This window comes from Sphingobacterium pedocola (genome assembly GCF_015209965.1).
In the GTDB taxonomy this organism is placed as follows: domain Bacteria; phylum Bacteroidota; class Bacteroidia; order Sphingobacteriales; family Sphingobacteriaceae; genus Sphingobacterium; species Sphingobacterium pedocola.
The window spans coordinates 1,248,643-1,261,896 of sequence record NZ_MU158689.1 but is presented as its reverse complement, the minus strand read 5'-3'; the positions used below and the strand labels follow the sequence as shown (position 1 = coordinate 1,261,896).

Annotated in this window: 14 protein-coding genes and 1 other RNA gene; 14 read left to right on the top strand and 1 reads right to left on the bottom strand. The window is 38.7% G+C overall.

Annotation, left to right across the window (positions count from 1 at the left end; genetic code table 11):
• Nucleotides 1-2 precede the first annotated feature (2 nt).
• The 12 genes from C4F40_RS05355 (at nucleotide 3) to C4F40_RS05300 (ending at nucleotide 11,463) form a co-directional block, all read left to right on the top strand.
• Complete coding sequence (locus C4F40_RS05355; RefSeq protein WP_196938324.1) at nucleotides 3-860, top strand: hypothetical protein; 858 nt, start codon at nucleotides 3-5, stop codon at nucleotides 858-860.
• Nucleotides 861-941: 81 nt separating this feature from the next.
• Nucleotides 942-1,508 carry a Crp/Fnr family transcriptional regulator gene (locus C4F40_RS05350; RefSeq protein WP_196938323.1) on the top strand — a complete coding sequence of 189 codons (567 nt, stop codon included), beginning with the start codon at nucleotides 942-944 and terminating at the stop codon, nucleotides 1,506-1,508.
• 106 nt (nucleotides 1,509-1,614) lie between these two features.
• The gene (locus C4F40_RS05345) at nucleotides 1,615-2,055 is read left to right on the top strand and encodes a carboxymuconolactone decarboxylase family protein (protein ID WP_196938322.1); all 441 of its coding nucleotides are present in this window, start codon (nucleotides 1,615-1,617) and stop codon (nucleotides 2,053-2,055) included.
• A 148-nt stretch (nucleotides 2,056-2,203) separates the two neighbouring features.
• Nucleotides 2,204-2,914, top strand: a complete 711-nt coding sequence (locus C4F40_RS05340) for a response regulator transcription factor (protein ID WP_196938321.1) — start codon at nucleotides 2,204-2,206, stop codon at nucleotides 2,912-2,914.
• A gap of 68 nt (nucleotides 2,915-2,982) precedes the next feature.
• A complete protein-coding gene (locus C4F40_RS05335) occupies nucleotides 2,983-4,275 on the top strand; it encodes a sensor histidine kinase (RefSeq protein ID WP_231389925.1) in 1,293 nt (430 codons plus the stop codon).
• Between the two features lie 128 nt (nucleotides 4,276-4,403).
• A complete protein-coding gene (locus C4F40_RS05330) occupies nucleotides 4,404-4,919 on the top strand; it encodes a hypothetical protein (RefSeq protein ID WP_196938319.1) in 516 nt (171 codons plus the stop codon).
• Entirely contained in the window at nucleotides 4,906-5,406 is a 501-nt protein-coding gene (locus C4F40_RS05325) for a hypothetical protein (protein WP_196938318.1), read from the top strand. The genes C4F40_RS05330 and C4F40_RS05325 overlap by 14 nt, the downstream gene beginning before the upstream one ends.
• On the top strand, nucleotides 5,390-6,154 hold the full coding sequence (locus C4F40_RS05320) for a YoaK family protein (protein WP_196938317.1): 765 nt from the start codon (nucleotides 5,390-5,392) through the stop codon (nucleotides 6,152-6,154). The genes C4F40_RS05325 and C4F40_RS05320 overlap by 17 nt, the downstream gene beginning before the upstream one ends.
• Nucleotides 6,155-6,556: 402 nt before the next feature.
• The gene (locus tag C4F40_RS05315) at nucleotides 6,557-7,672 is read left to right on the top strand and encodes a lipase family protein (protein ID WP_196938316.1); all 1,116 of its coding nucleotides are present in this window, start codon (nucleotides 6,557-6,559) and stop codon (nucleotides 7,670-7,672) included.
• A gap of 237 nt (nucleotides 7,673-7,909) precedes the next feature.
• Nucleotides 7,910-8,761, top strand: a complete 852-nt coding sequence (gene hisG, locus C4F40_RS05310) for an ATP phosphoribosyltransferase (protein WP_196938315.1) — start codon at nucleotides 7,910-7,912, stop codon at nucleotides 8,759-8,761.
• Nucleotides 8,761-10,047 carry a histidinol dehydrogenase gene (gene hisD / locus C4F40_RS05305; RefSeq protein ID WP_196938314.1) on the top strand — a complete coding sequence of 429 codons (1,287 nt, stop codon included), beginning with the start codon at nucleotides 8,761-8,763 and terminating at the stop codon, nucleotides 10,045-10,047. Before hisG ends, hisD begins: the two co-directional genes overlap by 1 nt.
• Before the next feature lie 144 nt (nucleotides 10,048-10,191).
• Nucleotides 10,192-11,463 carry an NAD(P)/FAD-dependent oxidoreductase gene (locus C4F40_RS05300; RefSeq protein ID WP_196938313.1) on the top strand — a complete coding sequence of 424 codons (1,272 nt, stop codon included), beginning with the start codon at nucleotides 10,192-10,194 and terminating at the stop codon, nucleotides 11,461-11,463.
• Between the two features lie 77 nt (nucleotides 11,464-11,540).
• Here C4F40_RS05300 and C4F40_RS05295 read toward each other — a convergent pair whose 3' ends face one another.
• Nucleotides 11,541-11,690 carry a hypothetical protein gene (locus C4F40_RS05295; RefSeq protein ID WP_196938312.1) on the bottom strand — a complete coding sequence of 50 codons (150 nt, stop codon included), beginning with the start codon at nucleotides 11,688-11,690 and terminating at the stop codon, nucleotides 11,541-11,543.
• Nucleotides 11,691-11,874: 184 nt separating this feature from the next.
• Here C4F40_RS05295 and C4F40_RS05290 point away from each other — a divergent pair, with 184 nt between their 5' ends.
• Nucleotides 11,875-12,729, top strand: coding sequence for a hypothetical protein (locus tag C4F40_RS05290; protein ID WP_196938311.1), 855 nt, complete (start codon nucleotides 11,875-11,877; stop codon nucleotides 12,727-12,729).
• A gap of 131 nt (nucleotides 12,730-12,860) precedes the next feature.
• Nucleotides 12,861-13,228: a transfer-messenger RNA gene (gene ssrA / locus C4F40_RS05285) on the top strand.
• Nucleotides 13,229-13,254: the final 26 nt, after the last annotated feature.

Here is a 13,254-nt window from a genome sequence, read left to right as displayed (position 1 = left end):
AGATGAAATTAAGTAACAAACTATTAATCGCTGTGGCAACTATAACCCTTGTGTTGCCGCTAAGCGTAGTTTATATCGTGGCGAGTTCCAGTCGGGTAGATGCAGAACAGTATACTGCTATGATACAGCAAGAGGCAAAAAGCCTACAGGTAGCCGACCAATACATGACTACCATCAGCTCACAGCCTTTTAAACGGATAACCATCTTAGGTGTTGATGGCACGCCATTAAATATACAATTGGTGAAAAGTGATGAATTTGCCATTAAAGTGGATAGGGGCAAAGAAGCTACTTTCGTTCATAAAATCGATGCTACCGGTAATCTAATCCTCGATTTTAAAAATATGAAAGATTATGTACCGGTAACTTTATCGCTTTTTTCGCCGGAACCCGATGAAATTTCTATCTCAGATGTACGTATTTACGGCTTTATGGCAAAAGCAAATCAGGTACACATCAAGGCAGAAAAGTTGTCGAATCTTTCTTTTGCAGATGAAACTAACATCAGTCATTTAATTTTAGACGTGAAAAATTCCAGTTTTGACATTAGCGGCAAAGATAGGAATGAGCTATCTCTTGCTGAAATCGGCAAACTTACCCTGCATTCAGATAGTAGCGTCGTCACGATAAAAGAAGCGAACCTACAGCACGTTTCGTTGGATGCTAATGACTCTAAAATTTTGTTTGACGTAAAACAGGGCAATGTAGGACACATCTCTGCATTAGCGTTGTCTACAAAAAGAAAATGTGAAATTAACATTGGAAACACCACGATAACTACTCTTTCTGGGAATTTATCGGATGAAACCGTCACGGATATCCCGGTGCACTATTTACGCAAATTGTTAAATAACAAATAGGCTAGGCAGTAGAAGTGGTTGGATTTCGTGCAAGAATCGTATCTTAGCATATCGTTAAGCAACTGTAAATAGCCGATGAAAATGTACGACACGCTATTCCAGCATGTTAAAAAATTTATACCAATACACGACGGTGCTTTAGAAATAATAGCACGGTCCTTTGTGTTATTCGAGGTACAAAAAAAGGAAATCATATTAAATGAGGAGCAACTTTGTACCTATATATATTTTGTGTCGGAAGGCTGCCTTCGTTTATTTTATACAGATGAAAAGGGTACTGATCAAACTATTCAATTTGCGTTGGAGACTTGGTGGATGACGGATATCGATGCATTTCATCGAAGCGCAAAATCGTCGTTTTGTATTCAGGCTGTGGAGGATAGTTTGCTTTTGGGAATTAAGAAATCGGATTGGGATACATTACTCGAAGGGTTTCCAGAAATGGAGAAATATTTCCGTCAGATTTATGAACGTGCTTATGCGGCGGCAATTTTTCGAATGAAATATTTGAGATTGCCAAAAGATGAAATTTATAAGACGTTTATTTCCAAATATCCGGAGTTTGTACAACGTATTCCGCAGAAACTTTTGGCTTCTTTTCTTGGTTTTACGCCAGAATATCTAAGCGAGCTTAGAAAGAAAAAATGAGCAATAAGAACAACACACTAAGCGGTTCTTAAACCAGTTTAAGTTTTTTTGTGATAATAATGTCGACTTTTGGGTATCATTAATAATTTTAAACTAGGATTTAGATATGGAAAATCGCTTTAACATCCAGAATGTTCAGCCAGAGGCTTACAAAGCCATGTATGGTTTAGAGGCTTATCTAGCGGCTTCACAACTAACAAAATCACAGAAGGAATTAATTAAAATCAGAGCTTCGCAGATCAATGGCTGTGCGTTTTGCATCGATATGCATACAAAGGATGCCCTAAAAAACGGGGAAACTACACAGCGTATTTTTTTGTTAAATGCCTGGCAGGAAACAGACAAATTTTCAGCTGAGGAAAAAGTGCTTCTTGCCATCACCGAAGAAATTACGCTTATTCATCAACATGGACTTACAGAGGAGACTTACGAGTCGGCCAAGGAGTTCTTTTCGGAAGAGGTAATTGCACAGATTATTATAGCAGTCGTTACGATCAACGCGTGGAATCGTATTGCAATCAGTACCCGACTTCCAGTAACAGATTGATGGTTTAAGCCTCCACATCTCCCCGATATTGGAGGCTTTTTGCCTAGTTTGGAGGTTATACGTCCCATACGAAATGTAGCCTATTTCTTAATTTATGGAAATATTTGTATATTTTCGCAAACCTTAATTAAAAGTAATTCTGATCAATATGGTGGCGAAAAAAATTTTGTTAGTGGAGGATGAGCGAAACGTAGCAGATTTCATTGTACAGGGATTGATCGAAGATGGTTACATCGTTTCGCACGTAAGTAATTATGAAGATGCGCTTCAAATATTAAATAATGGTCGTATTGACCTCGTTGTTTTGGATGTATTGTTACCAGAGGTGAACGGGCTTGAAATATGTAAAAATTTGCGAAATTTAGGCTTTAAGGATTTACCTGTATTGATGGTAACCGCTTTGGGAAGTCCGGAAAATGTCGTGTTAGGTCTCGACAGCGGCGCTGACGATTACTTATCTAAACCATTTAAGCTTATTGAGTTAAAAGCTCGGGTTCGGTCTTTAATCCGAAGGAAAAGTGAAATTGCGAACCATTTGATCAATCAGGAAGAAAAGAGATATAGCTATGGTTTCTTGGAACTAAATGATTTTAAAAAAATAGCATATTGTGAAGGTCAAGAACTAAATCTTACATCAACAGAATATCGACTCTTAATGCTATTTATTCAGACTCCTAAAAAGGTGTTTCATCGAAATGAACTTTTGGATAAGGTATGGGGAATCAATTTCGATATCGGATCTAATGTGGTGGATGTTTATGTTAATTATTTGAGAAAAAAAATTGAAAAGATAACAAATAAGAAGGCTATACATACGGTGATAGGTATGGGATATGTCCTAAAGATAGACGATATTTAGAAATGCACAAATATAATAGAACGCTATATTCGCTCATTGCTATACTGATTGTTTACACAGTGTCTTTTGTGATTTTTATTTTTTATTCTATTTCTAACTTCGCCTTTACAGATTTTTATAAACGACTGGATCTAAGAAGAAAACTGGCAGCCGAACAAATGCTCAATGAAGATCCTAGAGACGGAAATTTCAAATGGACTTATGAGCACGTCGAAAACCTCGACAACCAACATAATTTCATTGTTGAATTTGATCAAGAAAATAATATTTTATACAACAACGGATTGGATCTGAAACTTTGGGACAATCTTAATAAAAAAAGCAATGCTAATTTTAAAATAGCAAGCAAATTTTATTCAACAGATGTCTACAAGAAAGACGGTAGAATGTATATTATAGGTGTCTCGGCCGAGAATTATTTCTACACCCATCACATTGCATATCTTAGAAACTTGTTATTTATCAGTTTAGTTTTAGGGGTTCTTTTTGTAACCGTGGTCTCGTTACTCGTAAAGCGATCATTTCTAAGGCCGATTAATGGTATTATTAATGAGGTGGAAAAAATAGGTTCAGAGAATCTATTTCTTCGGCTTAGAGAAACGGAAGACAAGAGCGTATTGAATAAATTGGCGATGACATTTAATAGAATGTTGGCACGAATAGAGACTTCTTTTGAAACACAGAAGAACTTTATCAGTAATGCATCCCATGAATTAAATACCCCATTGACTTCTATTATTGGAACGGCTGATCTAGCATTGTCGAAGGAAAGAAGCATCGAAGAATATCAACAATCACTAACGAAAATAATTACTTCGGCAGACAATCTAGAGAAAAAAACAAATGCCTTACTGCTATTGGCACGCACAGGATATGAAAACAACGGGAGTAATTTTAAGCCCGTACGCATTGATCAGATTATTATGGATGCCGATCTTACCGTTAAAGCGATCAACGAACGGTTCCATATAAAAACTGATTTTACAATGCTTCCTGAAGATAGTATGAAGCTAAAGGTCATTGGGTCATCCGCCTTACTACAACTGGCTTTTTCGAATATCATATCGAATGCATGTAAATACTCCGCTAACCATACAGCTTACGTAGCACTTGGCGCACTTGAAGACAGCGTAATAGTGTTAATTAAAGATGAAGGTATTGGTATTCCTGAACAGGATATCCCCTACATTTTTGACCCTTACTTTAGAGCTTCTAATACCGGTAATTTTTCGGGATATGGGATAGGACTACCGTTGGCACGTAATATTATACGGATGCACAATGGAAAGTTAAATGTATCTTCTGTACTAGCCGAAGGCACTACTGTACGTATAGAATTTCCAACTATTAGCTCGTTCTAATTCTATTTTAATCTGTAAGCATCTCTTTTAATCACATTCTAATATCAGTCTAAAAAGTCTCATATAAAACTAATGTGGGACTAATCTGGTTGCAATTCCGCTATCCTAACTTTGAAAAAAAATCAAATATGGTTAAGGCAAAGCGTGTTATCATTCAAACAGACTTCACTGTCAATTCATTAAATATCGTTGTAGATTTGTTAGACAGGTATGCGGATCAACATTTCGAAATCATCCTCATACATGGCCTACAATCTGATAACTCCATTACCGAGTTACTTGGCTTTCACCCTGAGGATCATTTAGAAGACCTGCAAACCGAAGAGTTCATTAAAGCCTGTCAACTCATGCGTTCGAAATATGGCGAGCGGATAAATGAAATGTATGCAGACATCATCACATCACAAACGGATAACTATTTTAAAAACTACTTTAGGGGCAATCGGATAGATCATCTCGTGGTTGCAAAAGATTTTCGGTTTGAGAAAGTTACGCCGAAAAGTTTCGACTTATTAGCGACATTCAATAGGAATTCTAGGATTGGCCTTTCGGTAATTTATCTGGACACACAGTCAGAAAGTATCCCTGTAATAGATAAGTTAGATAGTTTGTTTTTTAGGAGGAATTGGAATGTTACATTTTAAGCGAAAAAGGCTACTTGCTATCACTTATATATTATTGGTTTCGTTGTTGATAACAGCAGCATATATAGTGATGCATTTTGAGAATCCAGAACGGCTTATACAAGGGGAATGGGTCGAAACGGGATGGTATTTGGAAAAAACTGATGGAGCAGTGCAACATTCTGAATGGAAACTGCAAAATAGTTTAAGAGCTGAAATTATGAAAGATCTTGAATTTTTTAATGTTGAAGTTTGGAAATTTGATAAAGATGGGACGATAAAAGCGGCTAACAATTCGTTGAACGAACGTATAGAGTGGTACATCAGAGGTCGGGGACATATCCTGCAATTGGTTAGGGAAGGCAAACAACTTGAAAGTTTTCAAATCGCGAACATAGATCGAAATACGTTAGAACTGCATCTCAATCTTGACCTTCAGGTGAGAGGCGTACTTAAAATTAAATTAGAAAGAAAGGGGTACGAAGAAAAATATGCTAAGAAAATATAGTAATCATAGAACGATTAACGATAATATTAAGTTGGGCGGCTTGACTGCATTTTCCGCTGGTATGGTGAATGTCATATCCGTTATTGTCTTTTTTGCATTTACGTCAAACATTACCGGTTATTACGCGGTTTTTGCGCAAGAGTTATCGAAGGGAAATTGGTACCAGGGAGCAGTGGTACTTTTTTGGATTCTTCTATTTTTCTTTGGAGGTGTAATTTCAAATGCAGTCATCATACACGGAAAGGGATTATGGGGGCAATATGTGTCACACGCGGTCCCCGTGGTGCTCGAACTGCTAAGTATTCTATTTGTGGGCGTGTACCTCGATTTTTTTTATAATGACTCTTTGCAAGAAACTGAACTTCTAGTGGGTGCCCTGCTGTTCGCTATGGGGCTGCAAAATGGATTAACAGCGAGTATTTCAAATTCTGTCGTAAAGACCACACATTTAACCGGTTTAACAACCGATTTAGCAATTTTGGTTTCTATGTTCACAAAGGCAAAGAATAGGCAGAACAAACAGTTGGTCGATAAATTTCATTTGTTATTGATCATTTTGTTTGCCTATTTTCTTGGCGGATTGGTCAGTGGGGTGTACTATGTTTATTTCGGTAATCAAACATTTTATCTCGTATGTCTAGTTCTAGTAATTATTTCTTTTTTTGATTTCTATAAATTGAAACGGGTAAAATATCTTTATGAAAGACGGCTGCGTATTAAAAAGTTGCCTGAAAGGGAGTTCGTATAGCTACGTCCTGCTGGTGCATACACCACTCGCCTAAACGCTTCTATATACCTAGCACCGGGCTATTGTTGACAACGAAGTAATAGCTAGGTGCTAATTTTGCTTCAGTAGAGAAGGAAATAGTAGTGTGTTCGAATACAATGGCTTGATACGGATGTAGTACTTAAAAATTGAGCATCGTGTGATAGAATCGCCTGGGTATATGTGTTTTGAAAAAAGTAATGTATTAATAACACGGGTATAAATTAAAACAGCTAAATTCACGTTACGAAATGTTCTTTTGGACTACAGAGGGGAAAGTCCGCGAAATAACTATATATGAAACCATCATGATTTATTCAAACCACACAGGGGAATGAATAAATCTGATAGCTTCATCGCCTTTAAAAGACAAATTATATATAGATGAAAATATCACTATTAACGATTCTATGTTTTTACAGTTTTTTGACAGCCTACTCGCAGTTTCCAGCCAGAAAATTTTCTGTGGGATTTGATGCTAAAGAATGCGATGAGTTGCTTGCGTTAAATGTCGCATTTTCGGATACCACAAAAGGCGATAATTTCAATGGCTTTCAATCTGGTTATAAATTTCTTTACCGATCTCAAAATATTGGTTTGGATAATGCATGGGACTTATGGGTCAGGGAGGATTCAACCATCGTCATTTTACTACGCGGTACCACAGCAGATCCCAAATCAATATTGGCCGACTTTTACTGTGCGATGATGCCAGCAAAAGGCCAGGTTAAGCTTGCAAACAACAAAAATATCACGTATCATCTAGCAGATGATGAGCGGGCCGCTGTGCATGCCGGTTTTCTCATTGGATTCAGTTATTTATCCGATGATATCGCCCCAAAGCTTGATTCGTTGTATAAAAATGGGTATTATAATTACCTTATTGCCGGACACAGTCAGGGCGGATCGTTGTGTTATCTCATTAGCTCTTGGATGTTGCATTTAAAAAAAAGCGAAAGATATCCTCTTTTGCAGATTAAGACTTATGCCAGTGCTCCACCTAAGGTGGGTAATATGTATTTTGCCTATGATTATGACAACCTTACCCGAGATGGTTGGGCGTTTAGTATCGTGAATTCTGGAGACCCAGTTCCAGAAATGCCTTTTACCACACAACAGGTAGATATAGACATGAACGAACCTAATCCCATTTTGGACATGATAAAAAGATTTGATAATTTGCCTTTTTTTAAAAGAATTATGCTCAAGCGAGCCTTTCGGAAAATGATTAAATATTCTACTAAATCGTCCAAATCCTATCAAAAGTATCTTGGAGGTTATGCCGGTGGGGTCATGAATTCCATGCTGCCCGAGCTTCAACTACCGGAAGCAGTGAATACAACCTATTTTGTTCGTCCGGGAATACCTATTACATTATTGGTGAATAATCGATATTTCGATTATTTTAAGGTTAATGATGGCGCCTACTACCATCATGGTATTACACCTTATCGTTTTTTATTGCGTCAGTACTATGAAGGGCTAACGACATTAAAGTAATGGACTGAGGTTTTAAATATATTCAAAAATAGGACAACTATTTTTTGTATAAATTAATTAAAACGCTATTTTTGTATATTATTAGTAATTAATGACATATTTGTTTACACATCACGTACACTTCCATCATCGCCACCATGGCGATATGTAATGTTATGTGTTTCTACGTGAAGCAATTTTTCCTCTGTGTCTATATTAAATATTGATAATTTTATTCAACTAATACCAAAAAGCATTTTGAAAAATCTAAAAATAGCTATCCAAAAATCGGGTAGATTAAATGAGAAATCAGTACAACTTTTAAAAAACTGTGGCCTTGATTTTGAAAATTATAAAAGTTCGTTAATTACAACTGTTTCTAACTTTAACCTTGAAATCCTTTTCTTACGCGATGATGATATTCCGGGATATGTTGAGGAAGGAATAGCAGACCTCGGTATCGTAGGCGAGAATGTGATAGACGAGACGGAAGCAAAAGTCGCCTACCTACAACGATTAGGTTTTGGAAAATGCACATTGAAATTAGCTATTCCAAAGGACTCGAGCATTCAAGATCTGAAAGATTTAAATGGAAAATCCATTGCTACTTCTTATCCGGTGATTCTTAAAAACTTTTTAACAGAATATAATATCAAAGCCGACGTCCAAGAAATATCAGGATCTGTGGAGATTGCACCTGGTTTGGGATTATCTGACGCGATATGTGACATCGTTTCTACCGGAGGTACCTTAAAAAGTAATGGGTTGAAACCTTTTGCTGACGTAAGGACGTCGGAAGCAATCTTAATTGGACGTGACGGTTTGGAAGAAAATGAGATCCTGTGTGAATTACTACAGCGCATAAAATCTGTATTGCGCGCTAAAGAAACTAAATATGTTGTATTGAATGTCGAGAAATCTAATCTCCCATTGATTACAGAACTCCTGCACGGTGTCAAAAGCCCAACGGTAGTTCCGTTAGCTGAGGAAGGTTGGGTAGCTGTTCATACCGTGATTTCGGAAGATGATTTCTGGGGTAAAATTAACAGATTAAAATCGGCTGGAGCGCAGGGAATAGTCGTAATGCCTATCGAAAAAATAATTTTGTAATGCTAAAAACGTATCACTATACCGAATTATCAAGTAAAGAGATCGAAGGACTCGTAACACGTAACACAGATCCCAATAATGCTATCCAAGATACGGTAGTGTCTATTGTTGAAGAAGTGAAAGCCAAGGGCGACCAGTCGCTAAGAGATTTCGCTGCTAAATTTGACCAAGTGCAAATTGATCAGTTGTTTCTGGATGAATCTGACATTGATATATTGGCAGCTACTATTTCGAGAGACCAGCAACGTGCTTTGGAAATTGCCTTTCAGAACATCCATAAATTTCACAGTACCCAGCTTCGTAAAGAGCGCGTTGTAGAAACAATGCCTGGCGTAAAATGTTGGCGAGAGGTGAGGCCTATAGAAAAAGTTGGATTATATATACCCGGAGGATCAGCGGTTTTGCCTTCTACACTGCTGATGCTAGGTGTTCCGGCACGCATTGCCGGATGTCGCGAGATCGTCGTCTGTTCGCCTCCTCAAAAATCGGGTAAAATCAACGGTTTTGTTGCGTATTGTTTGAAGTTACTTCAAATAAAAAAGATCTTTCTCGTTGGCGGTGCGCAGGCCGTGGCCGCTATGGCTTATGGTACGGAATCTATTCCCAAGGTTGATAAGATCTTTGGCCCAGGAAATCAATTCGTAACCAAAGCCAAAAGCATCATTCAAGGAACGACAAATGTGAGCATTGATATGCCTGCGGGTCCGTCAGAAGTATTGGTTATCGCAGATAAGTCGGCTAATCCGGCTTTTGTAGCCGCTGACCTTTTGGCTCAGGCGGAACATGGTATTGATAGCCAAGCGGTACTGGTAGCAACAGATATCGATCTTATCCATGCTGTGAATGACGAATTGGTAAAACAATTGGCTGTATTGCCCCGAATGGAATTAGCGCAAAAAGCACTCCAAAATTCATATGCTATCCTCGTACAGGATCTGAGGGAGGCCATACAATTTTCCAATAAATATGCCCCCGAGCATCTGATACTAGAAACAGATAATTGGCAAACGATCACTTCTTTAATACTAAATGCAGGATCGGTATTTCTTGGACATCTTACTCCAGAGAGCGCGGGAGACTACGCTTCTGGTACAAATCATACCTTACCTACGTCCGGATACGCGCGTTCGTACTCGGGTGTGTCTGTCGATTCTTTTATCAAGAAAATTACTTTTCAACATATCTCGAAGGAAGGCCTTGAACAGATCGGTTCTACCGTAGAAATATTGGCTGAACTCGAAGGGTTACAGGCGCACAAAAATGCCGTATCCATTCGTAAATCTTAATTCAAATAGCCATCTAGATCAATAGATATTTGAATTGAAGTATATTTAATCAAAGAAAATTTAACGAAAACATTCATTTCGTATGAATGTTATACCTTGTGTAATCCATTACCTTTCAGAAGGTTAATTGGTAGAATAAATAAAATGGAAAAGAACGTAAAGCATATTGTAGTAGTAGGTGGTGGATTTGCCGGCATAAATTTCATCAAATCCATCTGTGATGATAAACGGTACCATATTACCTTGGTGGATATTAATAATTACAATTTTTTTCCACCACTTATCTATCAAGTAGCCACTGCCTTCATTGAACCCTCAAATATCAGTATGCCGTTTCGAAGGATGTTCTATAAAAACAAAAACGTATACTTTCATTTAGGACTACTGAAACAGATTGATTCCGATAATAGAGCGGTGATAACAAGCAATGGTACCTTATCTTACGACTACCTCGTGTTGGCCGTTGGGACAGAAAGTAACTATTTTGGACTTGAAAATGTAAAGAAGAACGCTTATCCAATGAAGACTGTTTCTGAAGCACTGGGTATCCGAAATAAACTCCTTTTGAATATGGAGGAATATATTCGCTATCAGGGCACTCCAGAGGGAGAGGGCTATCTGAATATTGTAATTGCCGGGGGCGGGCCTTCCGGTGTTGAAATAGCAGGAATGGTAGCCGAATTGGGCCAGCGCATCATTAAAAAGGAATATCCTGAAATCAAAGATTTTAATGCGCACATCTATTTGGTGGATGCAGCGAAAACTCTGCTAGGCCCGATGAGTATCTTAGCGCAAGAGGAAGCGAAGCGTGTATTAGAAAAATTGGGTGTAAAGGTGATGCTCGACATTGCTGTTAAAGACTATGTCGACGAACATGTTATCTTGAGTAATGATATCAGAATAAAAACCAAGACCTTAATTTGGACTTCCGGTGTAACGGGACGCGAACTACCGGGCTTGCCGGCCGAGGTTATTACCCGCGGACGCCGTGTTTTGGTCAATGAGTACAATCAGGTACAGGGATTGGAAGATATCTTTGCATTGGGCGATATATGTTATCAAACCGCCGATATCAATTATCCGAATGGGCATCCACAGCTCGCGCAGGTAGCTATTCAACAAGGTATATTATTAGCTAAAAATATAAAAGCAAGAGATACTAACAGCTTACTGAAGCCCTTTTCCTATGTAGATAAAGGAAGTATGGCTGTAATCTCCCGCTATCATGCTGTGGCAGATTTGCCCTCTTTTTCATTCAAAGGTTTCTTTGCATGGCTAACGTGGCTTATTATTCACTTATTCCCGATTGCGGGATTTAGAAACAAATGGAAGCTTTTAGGAAATTGGATGTCGGCATTTTTCTCGACAAATTCAACTTTGCGATTGATTATAAAGGGTGTTACGAAAAAAGTTTAGGTTCTGGTAGCGTGACGGTTTTCCCAAAATAAACAAGGTCCACTTTTGAGAGTGGACCTTGTTTATTTTGGGAAATATTATTTTTTCTTCTTGACTTTCTTCCTGATGTCTTTCGTGATTCTCTTCTTTTCTTTCTGCACATCTTTATAAAATCCCTTAATCACGTCTTTGATTTTATCCAACGTACCTTCTTCGTTTTTAGACTTTTTAGCTTTTTTAGCGACCAATTTTTTATCTTTTTTTGGTTTACTAACTTTTTTGCTAGATTTTTTTTCGTCAGTCTTTTTCTTTGTTTTTTCGTCTTCCTTTGTCTTTTTCGCTATCGCATTTTTTGCTTTTGCATCTTTTACTTTGCTAGGCGCGTCTTCTTTATAGCCCGCTTCTTTCTCGATTTTTTTCGCTTCTTTTTTAGTGACTTTAACCGCTGGTGTTGCAGGCGCTGCTGCGGGCTTAGCTGTTGTTGCGGAGCTGGACGAAGTAGCTGGTTTAGCAACAGGCTTTACAGTTGTCGAACTAGACGAGCTAGCCGGTTTTGCAGGAGCTGTTGCAGGTTTAGCCGCTGGTACAGTCGTGGCTTTGGCAGCAGGCTTTGCTGTTGTTGCGGAGCTGGAAGAAGTAGCCGGTTTTGCAGGTGCTGCTGCAGGTTTAGCCGCAGGCTTTGCTGTTGTAGCAGAACTAGATGCAGTAGCCGATTTAGCCGGTGCTGCTGCTGGTTTTTTAACTGCTGTTGTTGCGGAGCTGGACGAAGTAGTCGGTTTTGCAGGAGCTGCTGCAGCCTTAGCCGCAGGCTTTGCTGTTGTAGCAGAACTAGATGCAGTAGCCGATTTAGCCGGTGCTGCTGCTGGTTTTTTAACTGCTGTTGTTGCGGAGCTGGACGAAGTAGCCGGTTTTGCAGGAGCTGCTGCAGCTTTAGCCGCTGGTGTAGTTGTAGCCTTAGCCGCAGGCTTTGCTGTTGTAGCAGAACTAGATGCAGTAGCCGATTTAGCCGGTGCTGCTGCTGGTTTTTTAACTGCTGGTGTAGCCGTAGCCTTAGCTACAGGCTTTGCTGTTGTAGCAGAGCTGGATGCAGTAGCGGGTTTTGCCGGTGCTGGTTTTTTAGCTGCTGGTTTAGCCACCGGTGTAGTCGTAGCCTTAGCTACAGACTTTGCTGTTGCAGAGCTGGAAGAAGTAGCAGGTTTAGCCGGTGTATTCTTCGAATCTGTAGATTCCGCAGCAGATTTTGAACCCGTCGCAGATTTATTGGTATCTTCTGACATATTGTATTAATTAATTTTGTCTACTTTTTTATTGGACAACAACAAGTTAAAGAAAATTGTTTGCATTTCGAAATTTTTATTAAACTTTTTGATGATCTACTATTCAAATAATATGTTTAGATTTGTATCTTATACATAATCGGGGTCGACCGGAATTGACAGGATAGCGATGATTATGTAAGCATGCAGTGCGTTGTTAGTAGAGCACTTTAATCTGAACTTTCAACTTTACAACTGGCGAAGAAAACTACGCCTTAGCTGCTTAAGTTAGACTTAACATAGCTATTTGTCCCGTTAGATCCTGTTCTTTGGTTTAACATCAGGGGCATCGAACAATAGAACTGGCCAATGTGATTTTGCTAATCATTGGTAAGATACAGCAAATACGGAGAACAGTATAGGTACGCGCCTCACCTTCTCTCTCCCGACAATCAAAGAGTAGCTAAGCATGTAGAAAGCGTAAATTATACTATGTTTGGACGAGGGTTCGAATCCCTCCGGCTCCACAACAATAAAAGCTCAACGAAAGTTGAGC

What these genes read in the sequence shown, in the direction of transcription:
- C4F40_RS05330 (WP_196938319.1), top strand. Translation starts at nt 4,404, where the DNA reads ATGGTTAAGGCAAAGCGTGTTATCATTCAAACAGACTTCACTGTCAAT.
- C4F40_RS05350 (WP_196938323.1), top strand. Translation starts at nt 942, where the DNA reads ATGTACGACACGCTATTCCAGCATGTTAAAAAATTTATACCAATACAC.
- C4F40_RS05320 (WP_196938317.1), top strand. Translation starts at nt 5,390, where the DNA reads ATGCTAAGAAAATATAGTAATCATAGAACGATTAACGATAATATTAAG.
- C4F40_RS05345 (WP_196938322.1), top strand. Translation starts at nt 1,615, where the DNA reads ATGGAAAATCGCTTTAACATCCAGAATGTTCAGCCAGAGGCTTACAAA.
- C4F40_RS05300 (WP_196938313.1), top strand. Translation starts at nt 10,192, where the DNA reads ATGGAAAAGAACGTAAAGCATATTGTAGTAGTAGGTGGTGGATTTGCC.
- C4F40_RS05325 (WP_196938318.1), top strand. Translation starts at nt 4,906, where the DNA reads ATGTTACATTTTAAGCGAAAAAGGCTACTTGCTATCACTTATATATTA.
- C4F40_RS05340 (WP_196938321.1), top strand. Translation starts at nt 2,204, where the DNA reads ATGGTGGCGAAAAAAATTTTGTTAGTGGAGGATGAGCGAAACGTAGCA.
- C4F40_RS05315 (WP_196938316.1), top strand. Translation starts at nt 6,557, where the DNA reads ATGAAAATATCACTATTAACGATTCTATGTTTTTACAGTTTTTTGACA.
- C4F40_RS05355 (WP_196938324.1), top strand. Translation starts at nt 3, where the DNA reads ATGAAATTAAGTAACAAACTATTAATCGCTGTGGCAACTATAACCCTT.
- hisD (WP_196938314.1), top strand. Translation starts at nt 8,761, where the DNA reads ATGCTAAAAACGTATCACTATACCGAATTATCAAGTAAAGAGATCGAA.